The organism is Ruegeria sp. YTSC325 (genome assembly GCF_059609525.1).
Map to the genome: position 1 here is coordinate 210842 of NZ_JBXWLY010000004.1, position 19541 is coordinate 230382.

21 protein-coding genes and 1 other RNA gene are annotated in these 19541 nt (G+C 58.6%); 12 read left to right on the top strand and 10 right to left on the bottom strand.

The genetic code is table 11. The annotated features are described in order from the left end of the window. Positions 1 to 8: 8 nt before the first annotated feature. An RNA gene (gene rnpB, locus AC2FF7_RS08405) (RNase P RNA component class A) lies at positions 9 to 402 on the top strand. Positions 403 to 411: 9 nt separating this feature from the next. Here rnpB and AC2FF7_RS08410 read toward each other — a convergent pair. The 3 genes from AC2FF7_RS08410 to AC2FF7_RS08420 all read right to left on the bottom strand — a co-directional run bounded on the left by AC2FF7_RS08410 (position 412) and on the right by AC2FF7_RS08420 (position 2300). Continuing rightward, on the bottom strand, positions 412 to 744 hold the full coding sequence (locus tag AC2FF7_RS08410; RefSeq protein ID WP_480867727.1) for a GYD domain-containing protein: 333 nt from the start codon (positions 742 to 744) through the stop codon (positions 412 to 414). Positions 745 to 809: 65 nt separating this feature from the next. Continuing rightward, on the bottom strand, positions 810 to 1652 hold the full coding sequence (locus AC2FF7_RS08415) for a DUF2182 domain-containing protein (protein WP_496905489.1): 843 nt from the start codon (positions 1650 to 1652) through the stop codon (positions 810 to 812). 12 nt (positions 1653 to 1664) lie between these two features. Further along, a complete protein-coding gene (locus AC2FF7_RS08420) occupies positions 1665 to 2300 on the bottom strand; it encodes a DUF1326 domain-containing protein (RefSeq protein WP_496905490.1) in 636 nt (211 codons plus the stop codon). Between the two features lie 293 nt (positions 2301 to 2593). Between AC2FF7_RS08420 and rpmG the strand changes: the two genes are divergently transcribed. Together rpmG and AC2FF7_RS08430 are read left to right on the top strand one after the other, a co-directional pair. Then, entirely contained in the window at positions 2594 to 2761 is a 168-nt protein-coding gene (gene rpmG, locus AC2FF7_RS08425) for a 50S ribosomal protein L33 (protein ID WP_010441901.1), read from the top strand. 215 nt (positions 2762 to 2976) lie between these two features. Continuing rightward, a complete protein-coding gene (locus AC2FF7_RS08430) occupies positions 2977 to 3483 on the top strand; it encodes a hypothetical protein (protein WP_170352453.1) in 507 nt (168 codons plus the stop codon). Between the two features lie 131 nt (positions 3484 to 3614). Here AC2FF7_RS08430 and AC2FF7_RS08435 read toward each other — a convergent pair whose 3' ends face one another. Further along, positions 3615 to 4391 carry a Bax inhibitor-1/YccA family protein gene (locus AC2FF7_RS08435; RefSeq protein ID WP_170352454.1) on the bottom strand — a complete coding sequence of 259 codons (777 nt, stop codon included), beginning with the start codon at positions 4389 to 4391 and terminating at the stop codon, positions 3615 to 3617. 180 nt (positions 4392 to 4571) lie between these two features. Next, positions 4572 to 4781, bottom strand: coding sequence for a DUF1127 domain-containing protein (locus AC2FF7_RS08440; protein WP_209195018.1), 210 nt, complete (start codon positions 4779 to 4781; stop codon positions 4572 to 4574). A gap of 127 nt (positions 4782 to 4908) precedes the next feature. Here AC2FF7_RS08440 and AC2FF7_RS08445 point away from each other — a divergent pair, with 127 nt between their 5' ends. Continuing rightward, positions 4909 to 5790, top strand: a complete 882-nt coding sequence (locus AC2FF7_RS08445) for a LysR family transcriptional regulator (RefSeq protein ID WP_170352456.1) — start codon at positions 4909 to 4911, stop codon at positions 5788 to 5790. Between the two features lie 5 nt (positions 5791 to 5795). Here the strand turns inward: AC2FF7_RS08445 and AC2FF7_RS08450 are convergent, their stop codons facing one another. Beyond that, positions 5796 to 6752, bottom strand: a complete 957-nt coding sequence (locus tag AC2FF7_RS08450) for an NADPH:quinone oxidoreductase family protein (RefSeq protein ID WP_496905491.1) — start codon at positions 6750 to 6752, stop codon at positions 5796 to 5798. 332 nt (positions 6753 to 7084) lie between these two features. Between AC2FF7_RS08450 and AC2FF7_RS08455 the strand changes: the two genes are divergently transcribed. From AC2FF7_RS08455 to AC2FF7_RS08465, 3 genes are all read left to right on the top strand, one after another. Beyond that, a complete protein-coding gene (locus tag AC2FF7_RS08455; protein ID WP_170352458.1) occupies positions 7085 to 7456 on the top strand; it encodes a helix-turn-helix domain-containing protein in 372 nt (123 codons plus the stop codon). Positions 7457 to 7500: 44 nt separating this feature from the next. Next, positions 7501 to 8292, top strand: a complete 792-nt coding sequence (gene hisN / locus AC2FF7_RS08460; RefSeq protein ID WP_170753205.1) for a histidinol-phosphatase — start codon at positions 7501 to 7503, stop codon at positions 8290 to 8292. A gap of 115 nt (positions 8293 to 8407) precedes the next feature. Then, positions 8408 to 9742: an 8-oxoguanine deaminase gene (locus AC2FF7_RS08465; RefSeq protein ID WP_496905492.1), complete on the top strand. Its 1335-nt coding sequence runs from the start codon at positions 8408 to 8410 to the stop codon at positions 9740 to 9742. A gap of 61 nt (positions 9743 to 9803) precedes the next feature. Here AC2FF7_RS08465 and guaD read toward each other — a convergent pair whose 3' ends face one another. Next, the gene (guaD, locus tag AC2FF7_RS08470; protein ID WP_480867719.1) at positions 9804 to 11093 is read right to left on the bottom strand and encodes a guanine deaminase; all 1290 of its coding nucleotides are present in this window, start codon (positions 11091 to 11093) and stop codon (positions 9804 to 9806) included. A 138-nt stretch (positions 11094 to 11231) separates the two neighbouring features. Between guaD and mgtE the strand changes: the two genes are divergently transcribed. Next, positions 11232 to 12626: a magnesium transporter gene (gene mgtE, locus AC2FF7_RS08475; RefSeq protein ID WP_496905493.1), complete on the top strand. Its 1395-nt coding sequence runs from the start codon at positions 11232 to 11234 to the stop codon at positions 12624 to 12626. Further along, positions 12623 to 13180, top strand: a complete 558-nt coding sequence (locus tag AC2FF7_RS08480) for a 5-formyltetrahydrofolate cyclo-ligase (protein WP_170352463.1) — start codon at positions 12623 to 12625, stop codon at positions 13178 to 13180. The genes mgtE and AC2FF7_RS08480 overlap by 4 nt, the downstream gene beginning before the upstream one ends. A gap of 1 nt (position 13181) precedes the next feature. Here the strand turns inward: AC2FF7_RS08480 and AC2FF7_RS08485 are convergent, their stop codons facing one another. Then, entirely contained in the window at positions 13182 to 13409 is a 228-nt protein-coding gene (locus AC2FF7_RS08485) for a putative hemolysin (RefSeq protein WP_170352464.1), read from the bottom strand. Between the two features lie 89 nt (positions 13410 to 13498). On the opposite strand from AC2FF7_RS08485, the gene AC2FF7_RS08490 reads away from it, so the two are divergent. The 3 genes from AC2FF7_RS08490 to AC2FF7_RS08500 all read left to right on the top strand — a co-directional run bounded on the left by AC2FF7_RS08490 (position 13499) and on the right by AC2FF7_RS08500 (position 17000). After that, positions 13499 to 14314 (top strand): TIGR00282 family metallophosphoesterase, encoded by an 816-nt coding sequence (locus AC2FF7_RS08490; RefSeq protein WP_480867715.1) that lies wholly within the window; start codon positions 13499 to 13501, stop codon positions 14312 to 14314. A gap of 64 nt (positions 14315 to 14378) precedes the next feature. Further along, positions 14379 to 16157 (top strand): SLC13 family permease, encoded by a 1779-nt coding sequence (locus tag AC2FF7_RS08495; RefSeq protein WP_353393728.1) that lies wholly within the window; start codon positions 14379 to 14381, stop codon positions 16155 to 16157. 96 nt (positions 16158 to 16253) lie between these two features. Beyond that, positions 16254 to 17000 (top strand): META domain-containing protein, encoded by a 747-nt coding sequence (locus AC2FF7_RS08500; protein ID WP_480867713.1) that lies wholly within the window; start codon positions 16254 to 16256, stop codon positions 16998 to 17000. Here the strand turns inward: AC2FF7_RS08500 and AC2FF7_RS08505 are convergent, their stop codons facing one another. Then, positions 17001 to 18662: an FAD-binding dehydrogenase gene (locus AC2FF7_RS08505; RefSeq protein WP_496905494.1), complete on the bottom strand. Its 1662-nt coding sequence runs from the start codon at positions 18660 to 18662 to the stop codon at positions 17001 to 17003. It abuts the gene before it with no gap. Next, entirely contained in the window at positions 18659 to 19525 is an 867-nt protein-coding gene (locus AC2FF7_RS08510) for a bile acid:sodium symporter family protein (RefSeq protein WP_170753192.1), read from the bottom strand. Before AC2FF7_RS08510 ends, AC2FF7_RS08505 begins: the two co-directional genes overlap by 4 nt. Positions 19526 to 19541 lie beyond the last annotated feature (16 nt).

The following is a 19541-nucleotide window of genomic DNA, read 5'->3' on the forward strand; positions in this document are numbered from 1 at the left end:
GCCCACGCGCGGAGGGCCGGATGGCCGCTGGGGTCGCAAGGCCCGAGAGGAAAGTCCGGACTCCACAAGACAACGGTGCCGGGTAATGCCCGGGCGGGGTAACCCGACGGAAAGCGCCACAGAAATCAGACCGCCACACGCGTGTGGTAAGGGTGAAACGGTGGGGTAAGAGCCCACCGCGCCGCTGGCAACAGCGGTGGCACGGCAAGCCCCACCGGGAGCAATGCCAAATAGGGTCCCCGCGCGGGCCGGTCGGCGCCCGCCGATACCGCCGCTAAGCCTGTCTTGGCCCAGAGGGACCGGGTTGGCAGCTTGAGCCGCGCAGCAATGCACGGCCTAGAGGAATGGTCATCGAAGGGGGTAACCCCGGAACAAGATCCGGCTTACAGGCCCTCCGCGCATATTCCCTGCTCACTTGCCTGGGGGTGAATAGGCTTCGGCAAGTTTGGCAGCTTTTTTCTGAATCGCGACAAAATCTTTGGCCTTCCATGCGCGAACTGTCTCGACCTTGGAAACTGCGCCCGAGGCTGCGACGGCCATGCCGACGGCGACCGCATCAGTTCCGTCCGGTGCCTCGCTGATAACAACCACGTCGTTTTCGCCAGTTGTCACATAAAAAGCCAATAACTTGCCTCCGACTTTCTTTAAAAGAGCTTTCACCGGTCCCGTCCGATCCGCCGGCTTCTTAAGCATCCCACGGACACCGCCCTGCGAATAAGTGGCGTAAGTAATGAAAATTGGCATGTCTACCTCCTGAAAAAATGAAGGGGACCCTTAAGTTGGCCGGCCCCGAAAGCCGAGTATTTTGATCACGTCACCGGAATCGAAAGCCCTGCGATCAACCAAGCACCGAATACGATCAAGGCAATGCTGGTCAGGGGAACCAGCCATCTTGCATGTGGGATAAGTTTTTCCAGCGCGACATACACGGCGATCCCGACAATCCAATAAAGGTTCATAATGCCGCCAACAAACAGCAGCAGCATCAGCGCCCAGCAGCACCCAAGGCAATATGCCCCATGCAGTACGCCGGTACGAAAGGCGCCAACTGCACCCGGTCTGCTGTGGTCGGCCAAAAAATGCGCAGGGTTGCGGCAATGACGCAGGCATGCAGTTTTCAGGCTGGACAGTTGATAGAGCCCGGCCGCTAACAAAATAATCCCGGCAAAGGTTCGGGATCGGATCGTCATCATCGGCCCGTCGGATAACCCGGCTTGTTCCAACCCCCATTGCGCTCCTGTTGCCAATGCGCTGAAGGCCGCCCAAGTCACCAGATAACCGCTCAGAAAAACCATGCTCAGGACAGCGGACCGGGCCTTTTCTGGTCCCATGCGTTTGATCGCGGTATAAAGCAAAACGGTAGGAGCAGCGCTGGGTGTCATCATGGCGACCATCATCACCCACCACATTAGAAAAATAAGGATGGCGTAGGGCAGGGACCACGCCGTTTGACCTGCCATTGTCATTGGCTCTCCGATCGGTCCGGCCATGCGGGTCATGTCCACTGCGGACATGTTCATACCAATGCCAACTGTTGTGTACCACGCAGCGCCAAGGACGACTGCGAGGACACTCAGCAACACGATTAGTCGGTCATGGCGTAAAACACGATCAATGGCTCCGGCCGAGGCCGGCTCGTTCTCAGAGGTCATGATCGCACCTGTTCACGCGCCAAGAACGCCGTGGCCTGATATGTTAAGATGCGCCAAATGCGCGTGGGTGGCGTCAAAGCTCAGGCTGATCTCGCCACCCGTTGTCTGTGCTTTCCCCGAGGCGGCCTCGGCCTGACGATATTCAAACCCATTCGGTAATTGTATGGATGCCCGATGGGGCAGACCCGATACGATATGTGGAATCGGATTGACCTCAAGATCGAAGACACCATGAACCTTTGCGTGGCCTGTGCGGTCTTCGCGGGACCAGCTCAACTCGATCGGTACATAGAGTGTTTCGTGTTTGGTTGGTGCCATGGCGCTGTAGACGAACCAGAATGTCGCCATTTCATCCGTGTCCTGACCAGTCATGATAGCTTGCATCGCCGCCCGCTGATCGGCCGAGGCCGAGACGTCGATCACCAATTGCATTTGGCCGTTGCCTTCGTGAATCGGGCCCGGCCAATAGTAGACGCCTGCCGCGCGGATTCCCGCAAGATCGGTGTCTCCGTAGTGGCCGCTTTGGATATCATAAACAACAATCGCTTCGCAGTTGCCATGCGTCGGCAAAACGCTGAATTGGCACGGGCAACCGAAGTTGCAGTTGCAATTGGCCAATTCCTCGGCCTGAAGTTCCCATTCCGTCATAATAGCCCCCCAAGTGTACGGCATGATAAAACCGCGCTACCCCAAGGTTTTGCCTGTGATCCGATGCCTCGTGCATCCCGCCGGAATGCAGCCTTTTGGCTTGCTCCGACCGCAGAACTGTATCACGGAACCGTGATCCCACCAAATCGACACGGTTCGGCCGTCGCGCGTCAGATGGAATTGTGCGGAAAAGACACCGATTCAGGTTGACTCGGCTGTGCGACCGGGTAAAAGCGCACGCTCATAGGAATTCAACCGAAAGGCCCCTGCCTTTTCGGACGCAGGAGATAACCATGGCGAAGCCGACGACAATCAAGATCCGTCTGAACTCGACCGCGGGCACGGGCCACTTCTACGTGACCAAGAAAAACGCGCGTACCATGACCGAGAAAATGACCATTCGTAAATACGATCCGGTCGCTCGGAAACATGTCGAGTATAAGGAAGGCAAGATTAAGTAATCTGCCGTCCCTCTTGGACAGCTTAGAAGGCCTCGTGTTTACGGGGCCTTTTTTCGTTTGAAACTGGTTGGATGGTGGATCTCGGACGACCTTGTGCTGCATCTGTGCCGTTGCAACGGCGCATCAGCCGTAAAGCTATTCGCTACGGCTGCGGGTTGCTTTTTGGAACGCCTTTCTCATACGCTTCAGCTAATCGTTCCAAAATGTTGGCCGTCATGAAAAAAATCTTGTTATCCACAGCTACCGTTCTGGCCCTTGCGGCCTGTGAAGACCCTTACAATCGCTCAGGTGTCGGCTTTACCGGCATTGATGGTGAGCCCCGGACAATTGCGGATGTTCCGGGTGCGGTCGCCTTCCTGCCTGAGGCAACGAACGTACCCGCAGAACTCGCCGTCTTGCCGGCGGTGCCCGTGACGACAAGCGAAACCGATCCGCAGAAAATCGCACGGATCGCGATTGACAATGGCGGCCGCAGTGACGCCAATTCAGTCGTGCTGACCGGTTCAGACACAAACCTGTTCCTTAGCACAGTCAGCGTAAACGGAACGCTGTATGGTGTCTTACGCACCGCGAATAATTCGACTCGTATCGACAACGAAATCGGCGCAGCCTTCGGTCGTAACGCCGAACAGTTCACTGGTTGTTTGCCTGCGGGTAATGTGTTCCGCAAAGGGTCGTCGCAGCGCAGCTCGGGCTTTGCTGTTCCTCTGAACTGCAGCTGATCTTTTCTTTAAGCCGTCTAAGACGAAAGGCCCTCACTGGATGGTGGGGGCCTTTTTTGGTGTACTAAATAGCCCGCGAAAAAAAGGGCGAGCCATTGGCTCGCCCTGAATTGCGTGGTCTGAAGACCGCGTTACTCGCGGTTGCCGAACAACTGCAGCAGGAACATAAACATGTTGATAAAGTCGAGATACAGGCTCAGTGCGCCCATGATCGCTGCTTTACCCAACCATTCCTGATCACCCGAATGGGCCATTTGCAGGTAAGTGGTTTTGATGTTCTGCGTGTCGTATGCGGTCAGTCCAGCGAAGATCAGCACACCGATGACCGAGATTGCAAAGGCCATGGCCGAGGATGCAATGAAGATGTTCACGATCGATGCTACGATCAGACCAATCACGCCCATGATCAGGAACGTGCCCATCGCCGACAGATCTTTCTTGGTCGTGTAGCCATACAGCGACAGCCCCGCAAAGGCGATGGCAGTGATAAGGAAGACCTGAATGATCGACTCGCCGGTAAAGACCAAGAAGATCCAGCTGATCGAAACGCCCATAACGGCTGCGAACAGGTAGAATACCGTCTGCGCAGCTGCTGCCGACATACGGTTGATCCCGGCGCTAAAGCCGAAAACAAAGGCCAGCGGCGCGAACATGATCACCCATCTCAGCGGCGATGAAAACAGGGCGGCACCTAGCGATGTCAGGTATTTGTCAGCGCTCAGTTGCGCCGCTGCCGCCGATGGGTCGGTTGTTGTTGCCAGGCCGGCAATTGCCCAAGCCGCCGCAAATGTTATCAGCATGCCGACGGACATGGTGCCGTAGACTTTATTCATGTGGGCGCGCAGGCCCTCGTCAATCTGGGCAGCGCGCGCGCCGGCCGCCGTCCGGATCGTGTCAAATTGTGCCATAAAAGGGTCTCCCTTCGTTAATTCTTTGCGCGCCCGCAAGAGGGCGGCGTTCCCCGCAAATATCGGCAACTGCGGGCAAGCTTTCAAGGGTTTAGCGCAGGATTCCGGTTAAAACTGACAACAAAAATGGCGACCTGCTGATGCGGATCGCCATTCCAGGAAAAAAGATCAATTTAAAAATCATCTTTGCCAGAATTCCGGCGCATCCCAGATTTTGCGCGAGGCCTCTGCCTCGGCCTGTTCGCGGGTGATTCCGATGTCTTCCAACGCGCGGGCATCCAGCCGAGCCAGGGTGCAGCGCTGGCGATACAAAGACACGGCGTCCAGCAACGTTTTCAAGCCAAACCGGCGGCGCGGTGGACAGGGGTGGTGGAGTGCAACTTGGGTCATAATTTATGTCCTTTCCTCTATTTGCGATGAATATCGCCTGTCTCATCAACTTCCTTGATTTATATGGCGTGGTGTGACACATTTTAAAAATGAATGTTTTTGATCTGATCCATAAGGAATCGTGAAGATGCGAAATCTCGATATTACGACGCTGCGATCCTTCGTGGCTGTAGCCGACCAAGGCGGAGTAACTCGCGCCGCCGGGTTCCTGCATCTGACGCAATCTGCCGTCTCAATGCAGCTGAAGCGTTTGGAAGAGCTTTTGGGTCTGGATCTGCTGGACCGCAGCGGTCGGACCATTGCGCTGACACCCTCGGGCGAACAGCTGTTGGCGTACGCACGGCGAATGGTCGCGTTGAATGATGAGGTGATCTCGAAGCTGACGGACCAAGCCTATGAGGGAGAAGTCGTGCTTGGTGTACCGCATGACATCGTATACCCGGCCATTCCGCGTGTTTTGAAGCAGTTCAATGCAGATTTCCCTCGGGTGCGCATCCAACTGGTGTCGTCTTTCTCATTGCAGCTCAAGGATATGTTCAAGAAAGGCGAATGTGATTTGATCTTGACAACCGAGGGCGGGGCGGCCGATGGTGCTGAGTCGATCGCAGAATTGCCTTTGCGCTGGGTCGGTGCGCCGAATGGGTCTGCTTGGCGTAAGCGTCCATTGCCCTTGGCCGAGGGGCGCCGGTGCCTTTTCCGACCCAAGGTGATCAGCGCCCTTGATGCACAGGACATTCCCTGGGAACTGACCGTCGACGCCGAAGATGATCGTACAATCGAGGCAACGGTCAGTGCCGACTTGGCTGTAAGCGCGATGCTGGAAGGGACCGAGGCCGCACATCTCGAGCTTATCGACTCCGGCGGTGCTTTGCCCGATCTGCCTGTGCAGATGATCAACTTGTACGGTGGAGAGGCGGGCCGAGGTGATGTGGTCGAGGCCCTGGCTGCTTTGGTCCGTCAAAATTTCCGCATGTTGGTCGGCACGCCCTTGAAGGCGGTCGCGGGGTAGGGGGTTCAGATAGTGATCACGACTTTTCCGGTCGCGGTCCGATCCCGTAGCATCTGCAAACCTCTGGCTGCTTCGGTCAGCGGAAACGTATGACTGATATAAGGTTTTATGCGCCCTTCGGTATGCCACTGGAACAGGTTTTGAAAGCTCTTTTGCACGATTTCCGGGCGGAAGTTCAGATACCCACCGATATAAAAACCTATGACGGTCAGGTTTTTGACCAGCAGATGATTCGCTGGGATTTGCGGGACTTCGCCGCCGGCGAAGCCGATTGGCACTAATCTTCCTTCGGGGTTTGTGGCGCGAAATGCGGCTTTGAACACATCGCCGCCGATTGCATCATAGACGACATCAGCGCCGCCCAGTTCCTTGACCCGCATGCGAAGGTCTTCAGAGCTATCAATCAAGTGATCAGCTCCCGCCTTGCGGGCCACCTCCAACTTTTCAGAGCCACGTGCTTGCGCGATGACGGTAGCCCCCATAAGTTTGCCGATTTCAACCGCAGTTAAGCCAACGCCTCCGGCGGCGCCGGTGACTAAAAGTGTTTCGCCCGGTTGCAGCTGCGCTCTGTGATCCAAAGCCATATGCCCTGTTCCGTAGGCAATCTGGATCGCGGCGGCGTCTTCAAAGCTCATGTTGTCTGGCATCGGGATCGCCCGCGCAGCCTCGAATACACCATACTCGGCTAGCCCACCTTGGCCTGAATAGATGGCGATGCGATCGCCCGGATTAAGGTGCGTGACGTCGGGCCCGCAGCTGTCGACAATCCCAGCGATTTCCATGCCCTGGGTGAATGGGGCCGGAGGCGTGTCCTGATACGTACCCTTTTGCATCAACAGATCGGCAAAATTCAGGCCACAGGCTTTGATGGCAACGCGAATCTTTCCTGGACCGGGCTCGGGTATGTCCAGATTGCACAGCCGGGGTTCGGCCCCGGTGGTTTCGATTCTAAAAGCCTGCATCAACTCGCTCCGTGTTTGCGGCATAGATTCGGTTTGTCCTGCCGTTGTCAATTCATTACCGGGCGAGACAACCTAAGGCAGCGCAGGAATTACATAATATTGCAATGCGTGTATGCGTTTATGTCTATTGCGATTGCACAACCGTAAACCATTGTTGGGTAATCTCGATTCAACCCGCTTGAAAAAATCACCAAAAGGCGCAATATTGCGCTATGGTGCTGATTTGGGGGCATGTTCCAAATTAGGGAGTGGTTAAGCGCGACTCGCTAGTGATGCGGTGGTGGTGTACGCCGTGCGTCCCTGGGAGTTGTGTGTAGTAGAGGAGAATACCGATGACCCATCACGTCGATGTCCATGTGGGCAAGCGCGTACGGCATCGCCGTTGGCTGATTGGGATGACTCAACAGCAGCTGGCGCAGCAGGTTGGTATCAAGTTTCAGCAAATCCAGAAGTATGAAACAGGGGCTAACCGAATCAGCGCATCCCGCCTGTGGGACATTGCCGAGGCGCTAGATGTTCCGGTCAGCTTTTTCTTTGAAGGTCTGGAAGAGGCCGAAAAAGAAACCGCTGGCAAGAAATCGGTTCCTGCGGATCTGATGGGGGACAAGGAAGCACTGGATCTGGTCCGCTCGTATTATGCGATTCCTGAAAACCAGCGCCGCCGTCTTTTCGAACTGGCTCGGGTTCTCAGCGACGTTGCTTGAATTAGCGGGTTGACTCTGATGCCGGTGATCCTCACGGGTGTCGCATGCAACAGATCTCGCTCAGTGACATAGAAGTAGCACAGGAAATGGCCGACGCCGCGCGCGAGGTCATTCTTCCTTTTTTCCGGAAACCGGATCTGGAAACCTCGAACAAGCTGACTGACGGGTTTGACCCGGTCACTGTCGCGGATCGGGCGGCGGAACAAGCCATGCGGGCGGTTCTGGCGCGTCACCGTCCAGACGATGGCATTTTTGGCGAAGAATATGGGCAGGTCGAGGGTCTCAGCGGTCGAACCTGGGTGTTGGATCCGATCGACGGAACCCGAGGCTTCATCAGTGGTACTCCGACTTGGGGGGTTCTGATTGCCCTCAGCACTCAGGACGGACCCGTCATGGGGGTGATTGATCAGCCCTATATTGGCGAGCGTTTCATAGGGTCGGCGGATACTGCCGAGGTCTCAGGTCCGACTGGTACGCAACCTTTGAAGACGCGCGCGACAGAAACGCTGGATCAAGCCGTTTTGTTTACCACGTTCCCCGAGGTGGGAACTTCGGAAGAACGCGCAGGATTTGAATCCGTAGCGCAGCACGTACGCCTGACACGTTACGGCATGGATTGTTATGCCTACGCGTTGTTGGCAGCGGGGCAGGTCGATCTGGTGATTGAATGCGGCTTGAATGCCTATGATATTCAGGCACCCATCGCAGTGATCGAGGCTGCAGGCGGTATCGTAACTGACTGGCAAGGTGGCCCGGCACATCAGGGTGGACGCGTGCTTGCTGCGGCGAATGCTGACCTGCATGCCAAGGCGCTGGCCATTCTGCACGACGTTTGAAACAGGTTGATGCGGGGGCGATGGTCAGGTAGCGTTCATCCCGCTGGTTCTTGAGCCCGTTTTCCGCCAGCCATCGCACTCCATGCATGAAACGGGCATGTGCAAGGAGGGCGAAGTGACAGAATTCCTTATCAAAAACGCAGATTCAATCCTGACCATGGATGACGCGCGCCGTGAACTGGCGGGTGCGGATATCTTGGTCCGGGGCGGTCAGATTGCTGCGATTGGCCAAGGGCTGACAACGCTGGGGGACGTGCACGATGCAGCCGGATGCGTCGTCACGCCGGGTCTGGTTAACACGCACCACCACCTCTATCAGACCCTTACGCGTGCTGTCCCCAATGGGCAGAATGCATTGCTGTTTGGGTGGTTGCAGACGCTCTACCCGATCTGGTCACGATTTGGGCCGGAAGAGATGTTTGTCTCGGCACAGATCGGGCTGGCCGAGCTTGCTTTGTCGGGCTGCACCCTGAGTTCTGATCACCTGTATCTTTACCCCAACGGCGCAAGATTGGACGATACCATAGCCGCGGCGGCCCAGATTGGCCTGCGTTTTCACCCGACCCGAGGCGCGATGAGCATTGGCGAAAGCGACGGGGGCTTGCCACCGGACGCTTTGGTTGAAAAGGAACAGGTAATCCTAGACGACATGATCCGCGTGGTGGACGCCTTCCATGATCCGTCCGAAGGCGCAATGTGCCGCGTCGGGCTGGCCCCCTGTTCGCCGTTCTCGGTCAGCCGCGACTTGATGCGGGATACAGCTGTTCTGGCGCGGGACAAGGGTGTGATGCTGCACACCCATCTGGCCGAGAATGACGAGGATATCGCCTATTCTCAGGCGCAATTCGGCTGCCGTCCGGGGCAATATGCCGAGGATCTGGGCTGGACGGGTTCGGACGTCTGGCACGCCCATTGCGTTAAGCTGGACGGGGCCGAGATTGACCTGTTCGCCCGCACGCAAACCGGCGTCGCCCATTGCCCCTGTTCGAATTGCCGTCTGGGGTCTGGGATCGCCCCGGTCCGGGCGATGCGGGATCGCGGCGTTCCGGTGGGTCTGGGCGCGGACGGCTCGGCCAGCAATGACAATGGCAGCCTGATCCTTGAAGCCCGGCAAACCATGCTGCTGCAACGGGTCGCAAACGGAGCCGATGCGATGTCTTCCCGCGAGGCACTGGAAATCGCCACGCGCGGCGGTGCGGATGTGCTGAACCGCCCTGATTGTGGCCGGCTAGAGCCCGGAAAACGCGCCGACATTGCCATCTGGGACACGCGTGGCATCGAAAGCGCAGGCAGCTGGGACAAGGCTGCGCTGTTGTTGTCCGGTCCGATGAAGGTCAAACACCTGTTCGTCGAAGGCCGCCAAATCGTGCGCGACGGGCAGATCACAACGCTGGACCTGCCTAAAATCATCGAAACCCAAAACCGCCTCGCCCGCGCGTTGGCGGACTAGGTACGGATCCGCTTTTCATCTGGCCAAAATATCCCCGCCGGAGGCATGGGCCGCAGGCCCATCAAATTGAAACAGCCCGTCCCCCGACCCAGACCTCTGCTATGGCGCGGTCGTCACCCATCATGATGGTTGGAAAGATCGCCTCCCAAATATCGTCCGCACAAGCTTCGCGCTGGGCGATAGCAGGGGTTGAGGCCAAATCGAGCACAACCAGATCCGCTTCCATACCCGGCTCAACGTTTCCGATCCGGTCGTCCAGCCGCAGCGACCGCGCTGACCCGACAGTGCCCAACCACAACAGTTGCGCCGCGTGCAGAGGCGCGCCGCGCAGCTGGCCGATTTCATAGGCCGAGGCCATCGTGTGCAGCATCGAAAAGCTCGACCCACCGCCCGTATCCGTGGCCAGCCCGACCCGATGCCCGTCGCGCATCAACCCGGTCATGTCGAACAGGCCCGAGCCAATGAACGTATTCGAGGTCGGGCAATGGATCAGCGCCGCGTCCACCTCGCGCAGACGATCCCGTTCGCGCGCCTCCAAATGGATGACATGGCCGTAGACGCCATGCGATCCCAGCAGGCCGAATTTCTCGTAGGTATCCAGATAATCCCGCGCCTCGGGGAACAGCTCGCGGACCCATGTGATCTCATCGGTCTGCTCGCTCAGATGGGTCTGCATCAGGCAATGAGGATGCTCGGCCCAAAGCGCGCCCATGGCCTCAAGCTGTTCAGGGGTCGAGGTGGGTGAAAAGCGCGGCGTGATGGCATAGGACAACCGGTCTATTCCGTGCCATTTCTCCAACAGCGCCTGCGACTGGTCATAGGCGGTCTGCGCCGTGTCCCGCAGCCCCTCGGGCGCGTTGCGATCCATACAGGTTTTCCCCGCGACCACCCGCTGATTGCGGGCCTGGGCTGCGGTGAAAAACGCGTCCACACTTTCGGGATGAATGGTGCAAAAGCTGCACATGGTGGTGGTGCCGTGTGCCGCCGTCAGGTCCAAATAGCGGTTGGCAATCTCGGCGGCATAGGTCGGGTCGCCGAACTTCATCTCTTCGGGGAAGGTATAGGTGTTCAGCCAGTCGATCAGGCGTTTGCCCCAGCTGGCGATCATCGCTGTCTGCGGGTAATGCACATGCGCATCCACGAATCCGGCCATGATCACGTGCTTTCCGTGATCGACCACCGCTGCCTCAGGGTAATCTGCGCGCAGGCGAGTGGCCTCCCCAACACCGGCAATGCGGTCGCCGTCGATCAGAACCGCCTCACTGATTTTCACCGCATCAGTGGGGTTGCCGTCAAAGGGCGAGCCCTCAAAGCTCAGCACACGGCCTTTCAGCAGCGTTTTTTGCGCCATTTTTTGTCATCTCCGCCTGTATGGGGTGTGGAAACACCATAGGGCGGCGAAACTTGTCGGTAAATCGCCGCATTGTCATTGTTTTCCGGTAGCTGCTTCTTCTAATTAGAGGCCAATGACCAGAACACGGGGGCAGACATGACCACAGGCTTTGATGAACCCGTAACCGAGACAACCAGCGATGAGGACGTCTATGCGCTGGACCGGCGGACCGTGGCGGCCATTCTCTACGCAGTTGACGTAGATGACCGCGACAAGCTGGTCGAGCTGATGGAGCCGCTGCACGCCGCCGACATCGCCGACCTGCTGGAACAGATCAACCCTTACGACCGTGCCCGCCTGATCCGGCTTTATGACAAGGAATTCGACGGTGACATCCTGTCTGAACTGGATGAGGCGATCCGCGAAGAGGTGATCGGCGTCCTGCGCCCAGACGTTCTGGCCGATGCTGTGCGCGACATGGAAAGCGATGATGTGGTCGACCTTCTGGAAGACCTGGAAGAGCCTCAGCAGGAAGCTATCCTTGATGTACTGGAGGATTCCGAACGTGTCGCTGCCGAGCAGGCGCTGTCCTACCCCGAGAACTCGGCCGGTCGCCTCATGCAGCGCGAGGTGGTCATGGCCCCCGAGCATTGGTCGGTAGGGCAGGCCATCGACTTCATGCGCGCCAACGATGATCTGCCCGAGCAGTTCTATCACGTGGTGCTGGTCGACCCGCGCCTTAAGCCTGTGGCGCAGGTGACTTTGGGCAAGCTGATGGCGACACGTCGCGATGTTCCCCTGCATGACATCGCCGAAGAAGAGTTTCACACGATCCCTGTAGATCAGGACGAGGAAGACGTGGCTTATGCGTTCAACCAATACCACCTGATCTCGGCCCCGGTGGTGGATGAAGATGGGCGGTTGGTCGGCGTGATCACCATCGACGACGCCATGGTCGTGCTGGATGAAGAACACGAGGAAGATATCCTGCGTCTGGCAGGGGTCAGTGACGAAAGCTCGATCTCGGACAGTGTGGCGGCGACCAGCAAGCGGCGTCTGCCGTGGCTGGCCGTGAACCTGTGTACGGCTATTTGTGCCTCGTTGGTGATTTCGCAGTTCGAGGCGGCGATTGATCAACTGGTGGCACTGGCCATTCTGATGCCGATTGTGGCCTCGATGGGCGGCAATGCGGGCACGCAGTCGCTGACAGTGGCGGTACGGGCGCTGGCCACGCGCGACTTGACGGCGGCAAACGTGATGCGGGTGATCCGGCGGGAATTGCTGGTGGGGATACTGAACGGGCTGTGTTTTGCCGTCGTGCTGGGCACAGTGGGGATGATGTGGTTCGATTCTCCGATGCTGGGTGTCGTGATCGGGTCGGCCTTGGTCGTGAACATGGTCATCGCGGGCTTTGCAGGTACGGTAGTACCGGTCGTGCTGGACCGTCTGGGCGTTGACCCTGCGCTGGCGTCGGGGACTTTTGTGACCACCACCACGGATGTCATGGGGTTCTTCATCTTTCTGGGGCTTGCCAGCGTGGTGCTACTGTGATCGATCTGACCGAAATCAAAGCCGCCGCGCGTAAGGCGGCTTTTGCGCGCCGCAAGGCCGCGTTTGACGCGCGGCTGCCCGGTGCGGCCGGACGTTTATCCGAAGTGCTGGCTGGGTACCGGGGCGTACCGATCTCGGGCTATATGCCCATCCGCACCGAGATTGATCCACTGCCCGCTATGGCCGAGGCTTCGGCCTATGGCCCGGTCGGGGTGCCGGTCATTCAAGCCGCCGCGCAGCCGCTAAAGTTTTCCCGCTGGACGCCCGAGGGCGCACTGAAAGACGGCCCGTTCGGCGCCAAAGTGCCCGAGGTCGACGACTATTTCGACCCCGAGATACTGATCGTGCCGCTGGTAGCGTTTGATGCACAGGGCGGGCGTCTGGGCTATGGGGGCGGGTTTTATGACCGCACGCTGGAAGGGCTGCGGGCCCAACGCCCGACGCTGGCCATCGGGTTCGCCTTTGATGCTCAAGAAGCGGAAGGGCTGCCGCTGGAACCGACAGATCAACCGCTGGATATGGTGATCACCGAAAGCCGGGTTCTGACGTTTTAAGTTAGCCCATGTTTTCTGCGCGGAAGAACTCCCACGCGTCTTGTTTTGACCCGTCGGGCAGGGTGCAGGTTCCGGTCTGTCCCTCGGCGCCGTCCACGATATCATATGTGCCGCCTTTTTCGACGCAGAACGTAGCCGCAGGATTGGCCAGTCCGACCTCAGGCCCGGGGGTGGGGTCACAGGCAGCCAATGGGGTCAGTAAAGCGGCCGAGAGGATGTAGCGGGTCATGAATGTCTCCTGATGCAATATGTTTCCCTGCGTTATGGCGGCAGTTTAACCACTTGTGCTTGGCCGAGGCCACACTTAGGACGGTTCGTATGAGAATATTGTTTCTGGGTGACGTTATGGGCCGTGCAGGACGCGCGGCCATTCAACAACATTTGCCACGTCTGCGCGATGAATGGCGGCTGGATTTTGTTGTGGTCAATGGCGAGAACGCTTCGAACGGGATGGGGCTAACCGGCGATCACGCCAAGCTGCTGCTGGATGCGGGGGCCGATTGCCTGACGCTGGGCGATCATGCGTTCGACCAGAAAGACATGCTGCAATTCATCGAGAAAGAGCCACGCGTCGTGCGCCCCGTAAACTTCGCCAAGGGGGCGCCCGGGCGGGGGCATCGTTTGTTCAACGCGCCGGGGGGGCGCAAGGTGCTGGTGGTGCAGGTGCTGGGGCAAGTCTTTATGAAGCGGCCCTTTGACGATCCGTTCTCGGGTGTTGAGCCGATCCTGAAGTCCCACCCGCGCGGCGGGCAGGCGAATGCGATCATTGTCGATATGCATTGCGAGGCGACGTCGGAAAAGATGGCGATGGGCCATTATTGCGACAAGCGCGCCAGCCTTGTGGTCGGCACGCACACCCATGTGCCTACAAGTGACGCGCAGATTCTGCCCGGCGGGACGGCCTATCTGACCGATGCGGGGATGTGCGGCGACTACGACTCGGTCATAGGTATGGATAAGGTCGAGCCGATGCGCCGCTTTATCACCGGGATGCCCAAGGCGCGGTTCACCCCCGCCAATGGCGAGGCCACCTTAAGCGGCGTGTTTGTCGAGACTGATGATCGCGACGGGCAGGCAAAATCTGTGCATATGGTGCGTGTTGGCGGGCGATTGCAGCAGGCGGGGCCGCAGTAAGGCTTGCTCTGTCTCGCGCAATGCGTGAAACTGACCGCCGGGCCAGAGGTCGGACACACCAGGAATGCAATTCATCCAACTGACAGAGACGGGCAGCGCGATACTGGCGCTGATGGTTGTCGCGGGCATGTTCATCATGTTCCTGCGCGAGATCTACCCAACTGAAGTGGTGGCTATTGGCGGCGTGGCCGTCATGCTGCTGACCGGTATCTTGCCTTACCAAAGCGCGCTGGCCGTGCTGTCCAACCCCGCGCCGTGGACCATTGCAGCGATGTTCATCATCATGGGGGCGCTTGTGCGTACCGGCGCGCTGGATGCGTTTACCTCCACCGCGCAAAAGCAGGCGCAGGTGAACCCGCGCTTTGCTATCGGTCTTCTGATGGCTTTTGTCGTTTTGGCCTCGGCCGTGGTGTCGAATACGCCCGTGGTCGTGGTGATGATCCCGGTCTTTGTGCAGATTGCGCGGACGCTGAACGTGCCGGCCTCAAAGCTGCTGATCCCGCTTAGCTATGCGGCGATTCTGGGCGGGACGCTGACCTTGATCGGCACGTCGACCAACCTGTTGGTGGATGGTGTGGCCCGGTCGCAGGGCATGGCCCCGTTTACCATCTTCGAGGTCACGCCATTGGGCATCGCACTAGTGATCTACGGCATGGTCTATCTGCGGTTCATTGCGCCGCGCCTGCTACCGGATCGCGACAGCATGGCTTCACTTCTAAGCGACCGCTCGAAGATGAAGTTCTTTACCGAGGCAGTTATTCCCCCAGAAAGCAACCTGATCGGGCGCGAAGTGACAGGCGTGCAGCTGTTCAAACGTCCCGGCGTGCGTCTGATCGACGTGGTTAGGGGCGATGAATCGTTGCGTCGCAACCTCAAGGGCGTTGAGCTTAAGCTGGGTGACCGCGTGGTTTTGCGCACCGAGATGACCGAGTTGCTGAGCCTTCAGAGCAACAAGGAATTGAAGCGCGTCGATCAGGTTTCGGCGGTCGAAACCAAGACGGTCGAAGTTTTGATCACCCCCGGTTGCCGAATGGTGGGCAGAACTCTGGGCGCGATGCGTCTGCGTCGGCGCTATGGTGTGTATGTGCTGGCTGTGCATCGCCGGAACCAGAATATCGGACGGCAGTTGGATGATCTAGTTGTGCGCGTGGGGGATACGCTGCTGTTGGAAGGCTCGCCTGAGGATGTTCAGAAACTGGCCGCAGATATGGATATGGTAGACGTGTCGCAGCCTTCGGCTCGGGCTTTCCGTCGCAGTCACGCGCCTATTGCGATCGGGTCACTTGTTGGCATCGTCGTGCTGGCGGCGCTTGGCGTTGCTCCGATCCTGCTGTTGTCGATCATCGCGGTTGCGGCGGTGTTGCTGACGCGCTGCATCGACGCCGATGAGGCGTTTTCCTTTGTCGAAGGCCGTCTGCTGGCGCTGATTTTCTCGATGCTAGCGATTGGCGCAGCGCTGGATAAATCTGGTGCGGTGTCCCTGATTGTCGAAGCGGTTGCGCCCGGCTTAAGCTCTCTACCGCCCTTCCTGATCATTTGGGCCGTGTACCTGCTGACCTCGGTGTTGACCGAGCTTGTGTCAAATAACGCGGTGGCCGTGGTCGTGACGCCGATTGCTATCGGTCTGGCGCAGGCGGTGGGCATTGATGCGCGCCCGCTCGTGGTGGCGGTTATGGTCGCGGCCTCAGCCTCGTTTGCGACGCCAATCGGGTATCAGACCAACATGATGGTCTACGGCCCCGGCGGGTATCGGTTCACCGATTTTCTGAAGGTGGGTGTGCCGTTGAACCTGACCGTGGGGCTTCTGGCGTCGCTACTGATTCCGCTGATCTGGCCGCTGTAGCGACGGCACGTAATTGCCGAATAAAATGCCGGGGGCTTGTAAACGCTGATCAAGTCACGATCTTTTTATCAAATACGAATGTGAAAGGATTGGAACATGCCTTTTCCGAAGCTCGGCCAGGCCATCGTCGTTGGCGCAGTTGCGCTGACCATTCTGGGAAGTCAAAGCCATGCGGGCACCGTTACCGGGACCGCTACATATCGCGAGCGGATCGCAGTGCTTCCGGACGCCACTCTTTACGTCGAACTGCAGGATATTTCTCTGGCTGATGCGCCTGCAGTGACGCTTGCGTCTCAGCGCTATGCGTTGGCCAGTGTCCCTGCCGACTACCAGCTGACCTATGATGACGCGCTGATTCAAGATGGCCGGACATATGCCGTCCGAGGCTCAATCTACCATGGCAACAAACTGCTGTTCACAACAGATACGGTGAACCCAGTGCTGACGCGAGGAGCCGGGGATACGGCAGATCTTTTGTTGGTGAAGGTTCCTTCGCAACCAGCCGCAAGTCTGGATGGCACCAACTGGACAGCAATCGGCATTAACGGAGAAGTGGTGGACGCGAAACGCCCGCCTCAGATTACCTTTGCGCAGGGCGGCGCGTTCGGCGGTACCGGCGGGTGCAACAGGTTCTCGGGCCAGGCCGAAATCAGTGGTGACAGCCTGAATTTCCCCGACAACATGGCTGCGACCCTGATGGCATGCCCGCCCGAGCTTGAAGAGGTCGAAGATCAATTCCTTGCCGCGCTCCAGACTGTGACCCGCTATGCAATGGCCGGAGACAGCCTTGTGCTGTTGGACGCGGCAGGAGAGCCCGTTCTGAAATTCGTCCGCGCGCAGTAATCAGGCCACAGCGCGCGAGCGTCCCGCATTGCGGCCCGAGAAGATGCAACCGCCCAGAAACGTGCCCTCCAGCGCGTTGTATCCGTGGTATCCACCGCCGCCAAAGCCCGCGACTTCTCCGGCCGCGAACAGGCCGGGGACGACCTGACCATCCGTACCGATCATTTGGCTGTCGAGGTTGGTCTGCAGCCCGCCCAACGTCTTGCGCGTCAGAACGTGCAGTTTGACCGCGATCAGCGGACCGTTGTTCGGATCAAGGAACTTATGCGGCTTGGCGGTGCGGATCAGCCGGTCGCCACGATAGTTGCGCGCGGCCAGAATGGCAGCCATCTGGGCATCTTTGGTGAAGGGGTTATCAACCTGTGAATCCCGCGCTTCGATCTGGGCGCGCAGATGGTCCTCGTCGATTGGGGCCTCCCCCATCTGGTTCATGCCACGCACCAACTCGCTGAGCGTATTGGCGACAATGAAATCCTCGCCATGCTGTTTGAACGCCTCGACCGGGGCAGTGGCTTTTGATCCGGTCAGTATCCGCTGCAACAGCACTTCGCGCCAACCGCCTTCGGTCATGTCGGGGTTCTGTTCGGACCCTGACAGGGCGAATTCCTTCTTTATCACCTTCTGGGTCAGCACGAACCAGCTGTATTCATAGCCGGTTTTCAGGATTTCCTTTAGCGTACCTAGCGTGTCAAACCCCGGCAGGCAGGGCGGCTTCATCCGGTTGCCGGTCGCGTCAAACCACATGGAGCTTGGTCCGGGGAGGATGCGGATGCCATGCGATGGCCAGATCGGATCCCAGTTCCGCACGCCTTCGGTGTAGTGCCACATCCTATCGCCATTGATCACGTGACCGCCTGCTTTCTCGCTGATGGCAATCATACGGCCATCAACGTGAAAGGGGACACCTGCGACCATGTCCTTTGGCGGCTCTCCCAGCCGTTCACGGGGCCAGTTCTTACGTACCATCTCGAAATTGCCGCCAATCCCGCCGGAACTTACGATGATCGAGGGCGCGTAGACCTCGAACTCACCCACTTCGTCGCGGTTGGTCTTGGCCCCGTGCTGGGCGGTGTCATCGGCCAGAACCTCGCCCGAGACACCCTTGGCGCAGCCGTTCTGCATAATGATATGGCTGACCTGATGGCGGAACTTCATCTGGATCAGCCCGTTATCCACATGTTCGCGCACGCGGCGGATGAAATGTTCCAGCACACCCGGCCCGGTGCCCCATGTGATGTGGAACCGCGGGACCGAGTTGCCATGCCCATCCGCATAAGACCCGCCGCGCTCGGCCCAGCCGACCACGGGGAACCAGCGCAGGCCCATATCGTGCAGCCAAGGGCGCATCTCACCTGCGGCGAATTCCACATAAGCCTCGGCCCATTTGCGCGGCCACGCGTCCTCATCCCGGTGGAACTGCGCGCTGCCCATCCAATCGCGCAAGGCCAGGTCGTGGCTGTCGCGAATGCCCATGCGGCGCTGTTCCGGGGTGTCGATCATGAACAGCCCGCCAAGGCTCCAGAATGCTTGCCCGCCCAGAAAATGCTCCGGTTCCTGATCGACGATGATGACCTTTTTACCCCGGTCGCCCAGCTCGGCAGCGGCAGCCAGCCCCGCCAGACCGGCCCCAACGACGATGGCATCTGCTGTGTTATTGGTCATGCGACGTCCTTTCGGCGGAACCATAGGAGGAAGGGCACGGCCACGACATACATCGTGATCCCGTAAACGGCCGACGGAAGGGCCAGCGGGCTAAATCCGCTTTCGGTGCCAGTGATCAGCGCGGCCAGCGTGATGCCAAGGGTCGAGTTCTGAATGCCGGTTTCGATTGAGACGGTCTTAGCCTCATCCCATGACAAGTTCGCGGCTTTGGCAATCCCCAGACCGATCAGCAGTAGTGCAATGTTCAGGGTGATCAGGCTGCCGCCCATGATCCCGAGATTTTCGGTGAATGTCTGCCAATTGGCGGCCAATGCAGCCAGAACCACGAGCACGAACAAGACCGTTGCCAACTTGGACAAGCCGCTCTCGATCCGGTTTGCAAATCCAGTTGCGAAATGGCGGATGCCAATACCGATTGCGACGGGCAGGGTGGTGATCAGGAACATGGCGATTGCCAGTCCGGTGATCGAGACCTCGGGGGCGTCGGCCCCCATGAAATGCGCGATCGACCACGCAGCCAGAAACGGCACTGTCAGCATCGACAACAGGCTGATCACTGCCGTCAGGCTGACCGACAGGGCCACGTCCCCCTTGGCCAGTTTGGAAAGGATATTGCTAGTCACACCGCCGGGGCAGAAGCTGAGGATCATAAACCCCACCGCAATTTCGGGCGGCAGCGCGAACAGTTTGACTGTGGCAAAGGCCGCTATTGGCAGCAGCACGACCTGACACAGCGCGCCGATAGCAAAGGGGTAGCCGCGTGTCAGGACGCGGCGAAAATCTGCAATCTCAAGTCCTACGCCCAGCGATAGCATGATAATGGCCAGCGACAGGGGCAGGCCGACAGAAATGAGTAGATCCAAGAACAACTCCTCCCAA

What these genes read in the sequence shown, in the direction of transcription:
- AC2FF7_RS08410 (WP_480867727.1), bottom strand. Translation starts at nt 744, where the DNA reads ATGCCAATTTTCATTACTTACGCCACTTATTCGCAGGGCGGTGTCCGT.
- AC2FF7_RS08415 (WP_496905489.1), bottom strand. Translation starts at nt 1,652, where the DNA reads ATGACCTCTGAGAACGAGCCGGCCTCGGCCGGAGCCATTGATCGTGTT.
- AC2FF7_RS08420 (WP_496905490.1), bottom strand. Translation starts at nt 2,300, where the DNA reads ATGACGGAATGGGAACTTCAGGCCGAGGAATTGGCCAATTGCAACTGC.
- rpmG (WP_010441901.1), top strand. Translation starts at nt 2,594, where the DNA reads ATGGCGAAGCCGACGACAATCAAGATCCGTCTGAACTCGACCGCGGGC.
- AC2FF7_RS08430 (WP_170352453.1), top strand. Translation starts at nt 2,977, where the DNA reads ATGAAAAAAATCTTGTTATCCACAGCTACCGTTCTGGCCCTTGCGGCC.
- AC2FF7_RS08435 (WP_170352454.1), bottom strand. Translation starts at nt 4,391, where the DNA reads ATGGCACAATTTGACACGATCCGGACGGCGGCCGGCGCGCGCGCTGCC.
- AC2FF7_RS08440 (WP_209195018.1), bottom strand. Translation starts at nt 4,781, where the DNA reads ATGACCCAAGTTGCACTCCACCACCCCTGTCCACCGCGCCGCCGGTTT.
- AC2FF7_RS08445 (WP_170352456.1), top strand. Translation starts at nt 4,909, where the DNA reads ATGCGAAATCTCGATATTACGACGCTGCGATCCTTCGTGGCTGTAGCC.
- AC2FF7_RS08450 (WP_496905491.1), bottom strand. Translation starts at nt 6,752, where the DNA reads ATGCAGGCTTTTAGAATCGAAACCACCGGGGCCGAACCCCGGCTGTGC.
- AC2FF7_RS08455 (WP_170352458.1), top strand. Translation starts at nt 7,085, where the DNA reads ATGACCCATCACGTCGATGTCCATGTGGGCAAGCGCGTACGGCATCGC.
- hisN (WP_170753205.1), top strand. Translation starts at nt 7,501, where the DNA reads ATGCAACAGATCTCGCTCAGTGACATAGAAGTAGCACAGGAAATGGCC.
- guaD (WP_480867719.1), bottom strand. Translation starts at nt 11,093, where the DNA reads ATGGCGCAAAAAACGCTGCTGAAAGGCCGTGTGCTGAGCTTTGAGGGC.
- mgtE (WP_496905493.1), top strand. Translation starts at nt 11,232, where the DNA reads ATGACCACAGGCTTTGATGAACCCGTAACCGAGACAACCAGCGATGAG.
- AC2FF7_RS08485 (WP_170352464.1), bottom strand. Translation starts at nt 13,409, where the DNA reads ATGACCCGCTACATCCTCTCGGCCGCTTTACTGACCCCATTGGCTGCC.
- AC2FF7_RS08490 (WP_480867715.1), top strand. Translation starts at nt 13,499, where the DNA reads ATGAGAATATTGTTTCTGGGTGACGTTATGGGCCGTGCAGGACGCGCG.
- AC2FF7_RS08495 (WP_353393728.1), top strand. Translation starts at nt 14,379, where the DNA reads ATGCAATTCATCCAACTGACAGAGACGGGCAGCGCGATACTGGCGCTG.
- AC2FF7_RS08500 (WP_480867713.1), top strand. Translation starts at nt 16,254, where the DNA reads ATGCCTTTTCCGAAGCTCGGCCAGGCCATCGTCGTTGGCGCAGTTGCG.
- AC2FF7_RS08505 (WP_496905494.1), bottom strand. Translation starts at nt 18,662, where the DNA reads ATGACCAATAACACAGCAGATGCCATCGTCGTTGGGGCCGGTCTGGCG.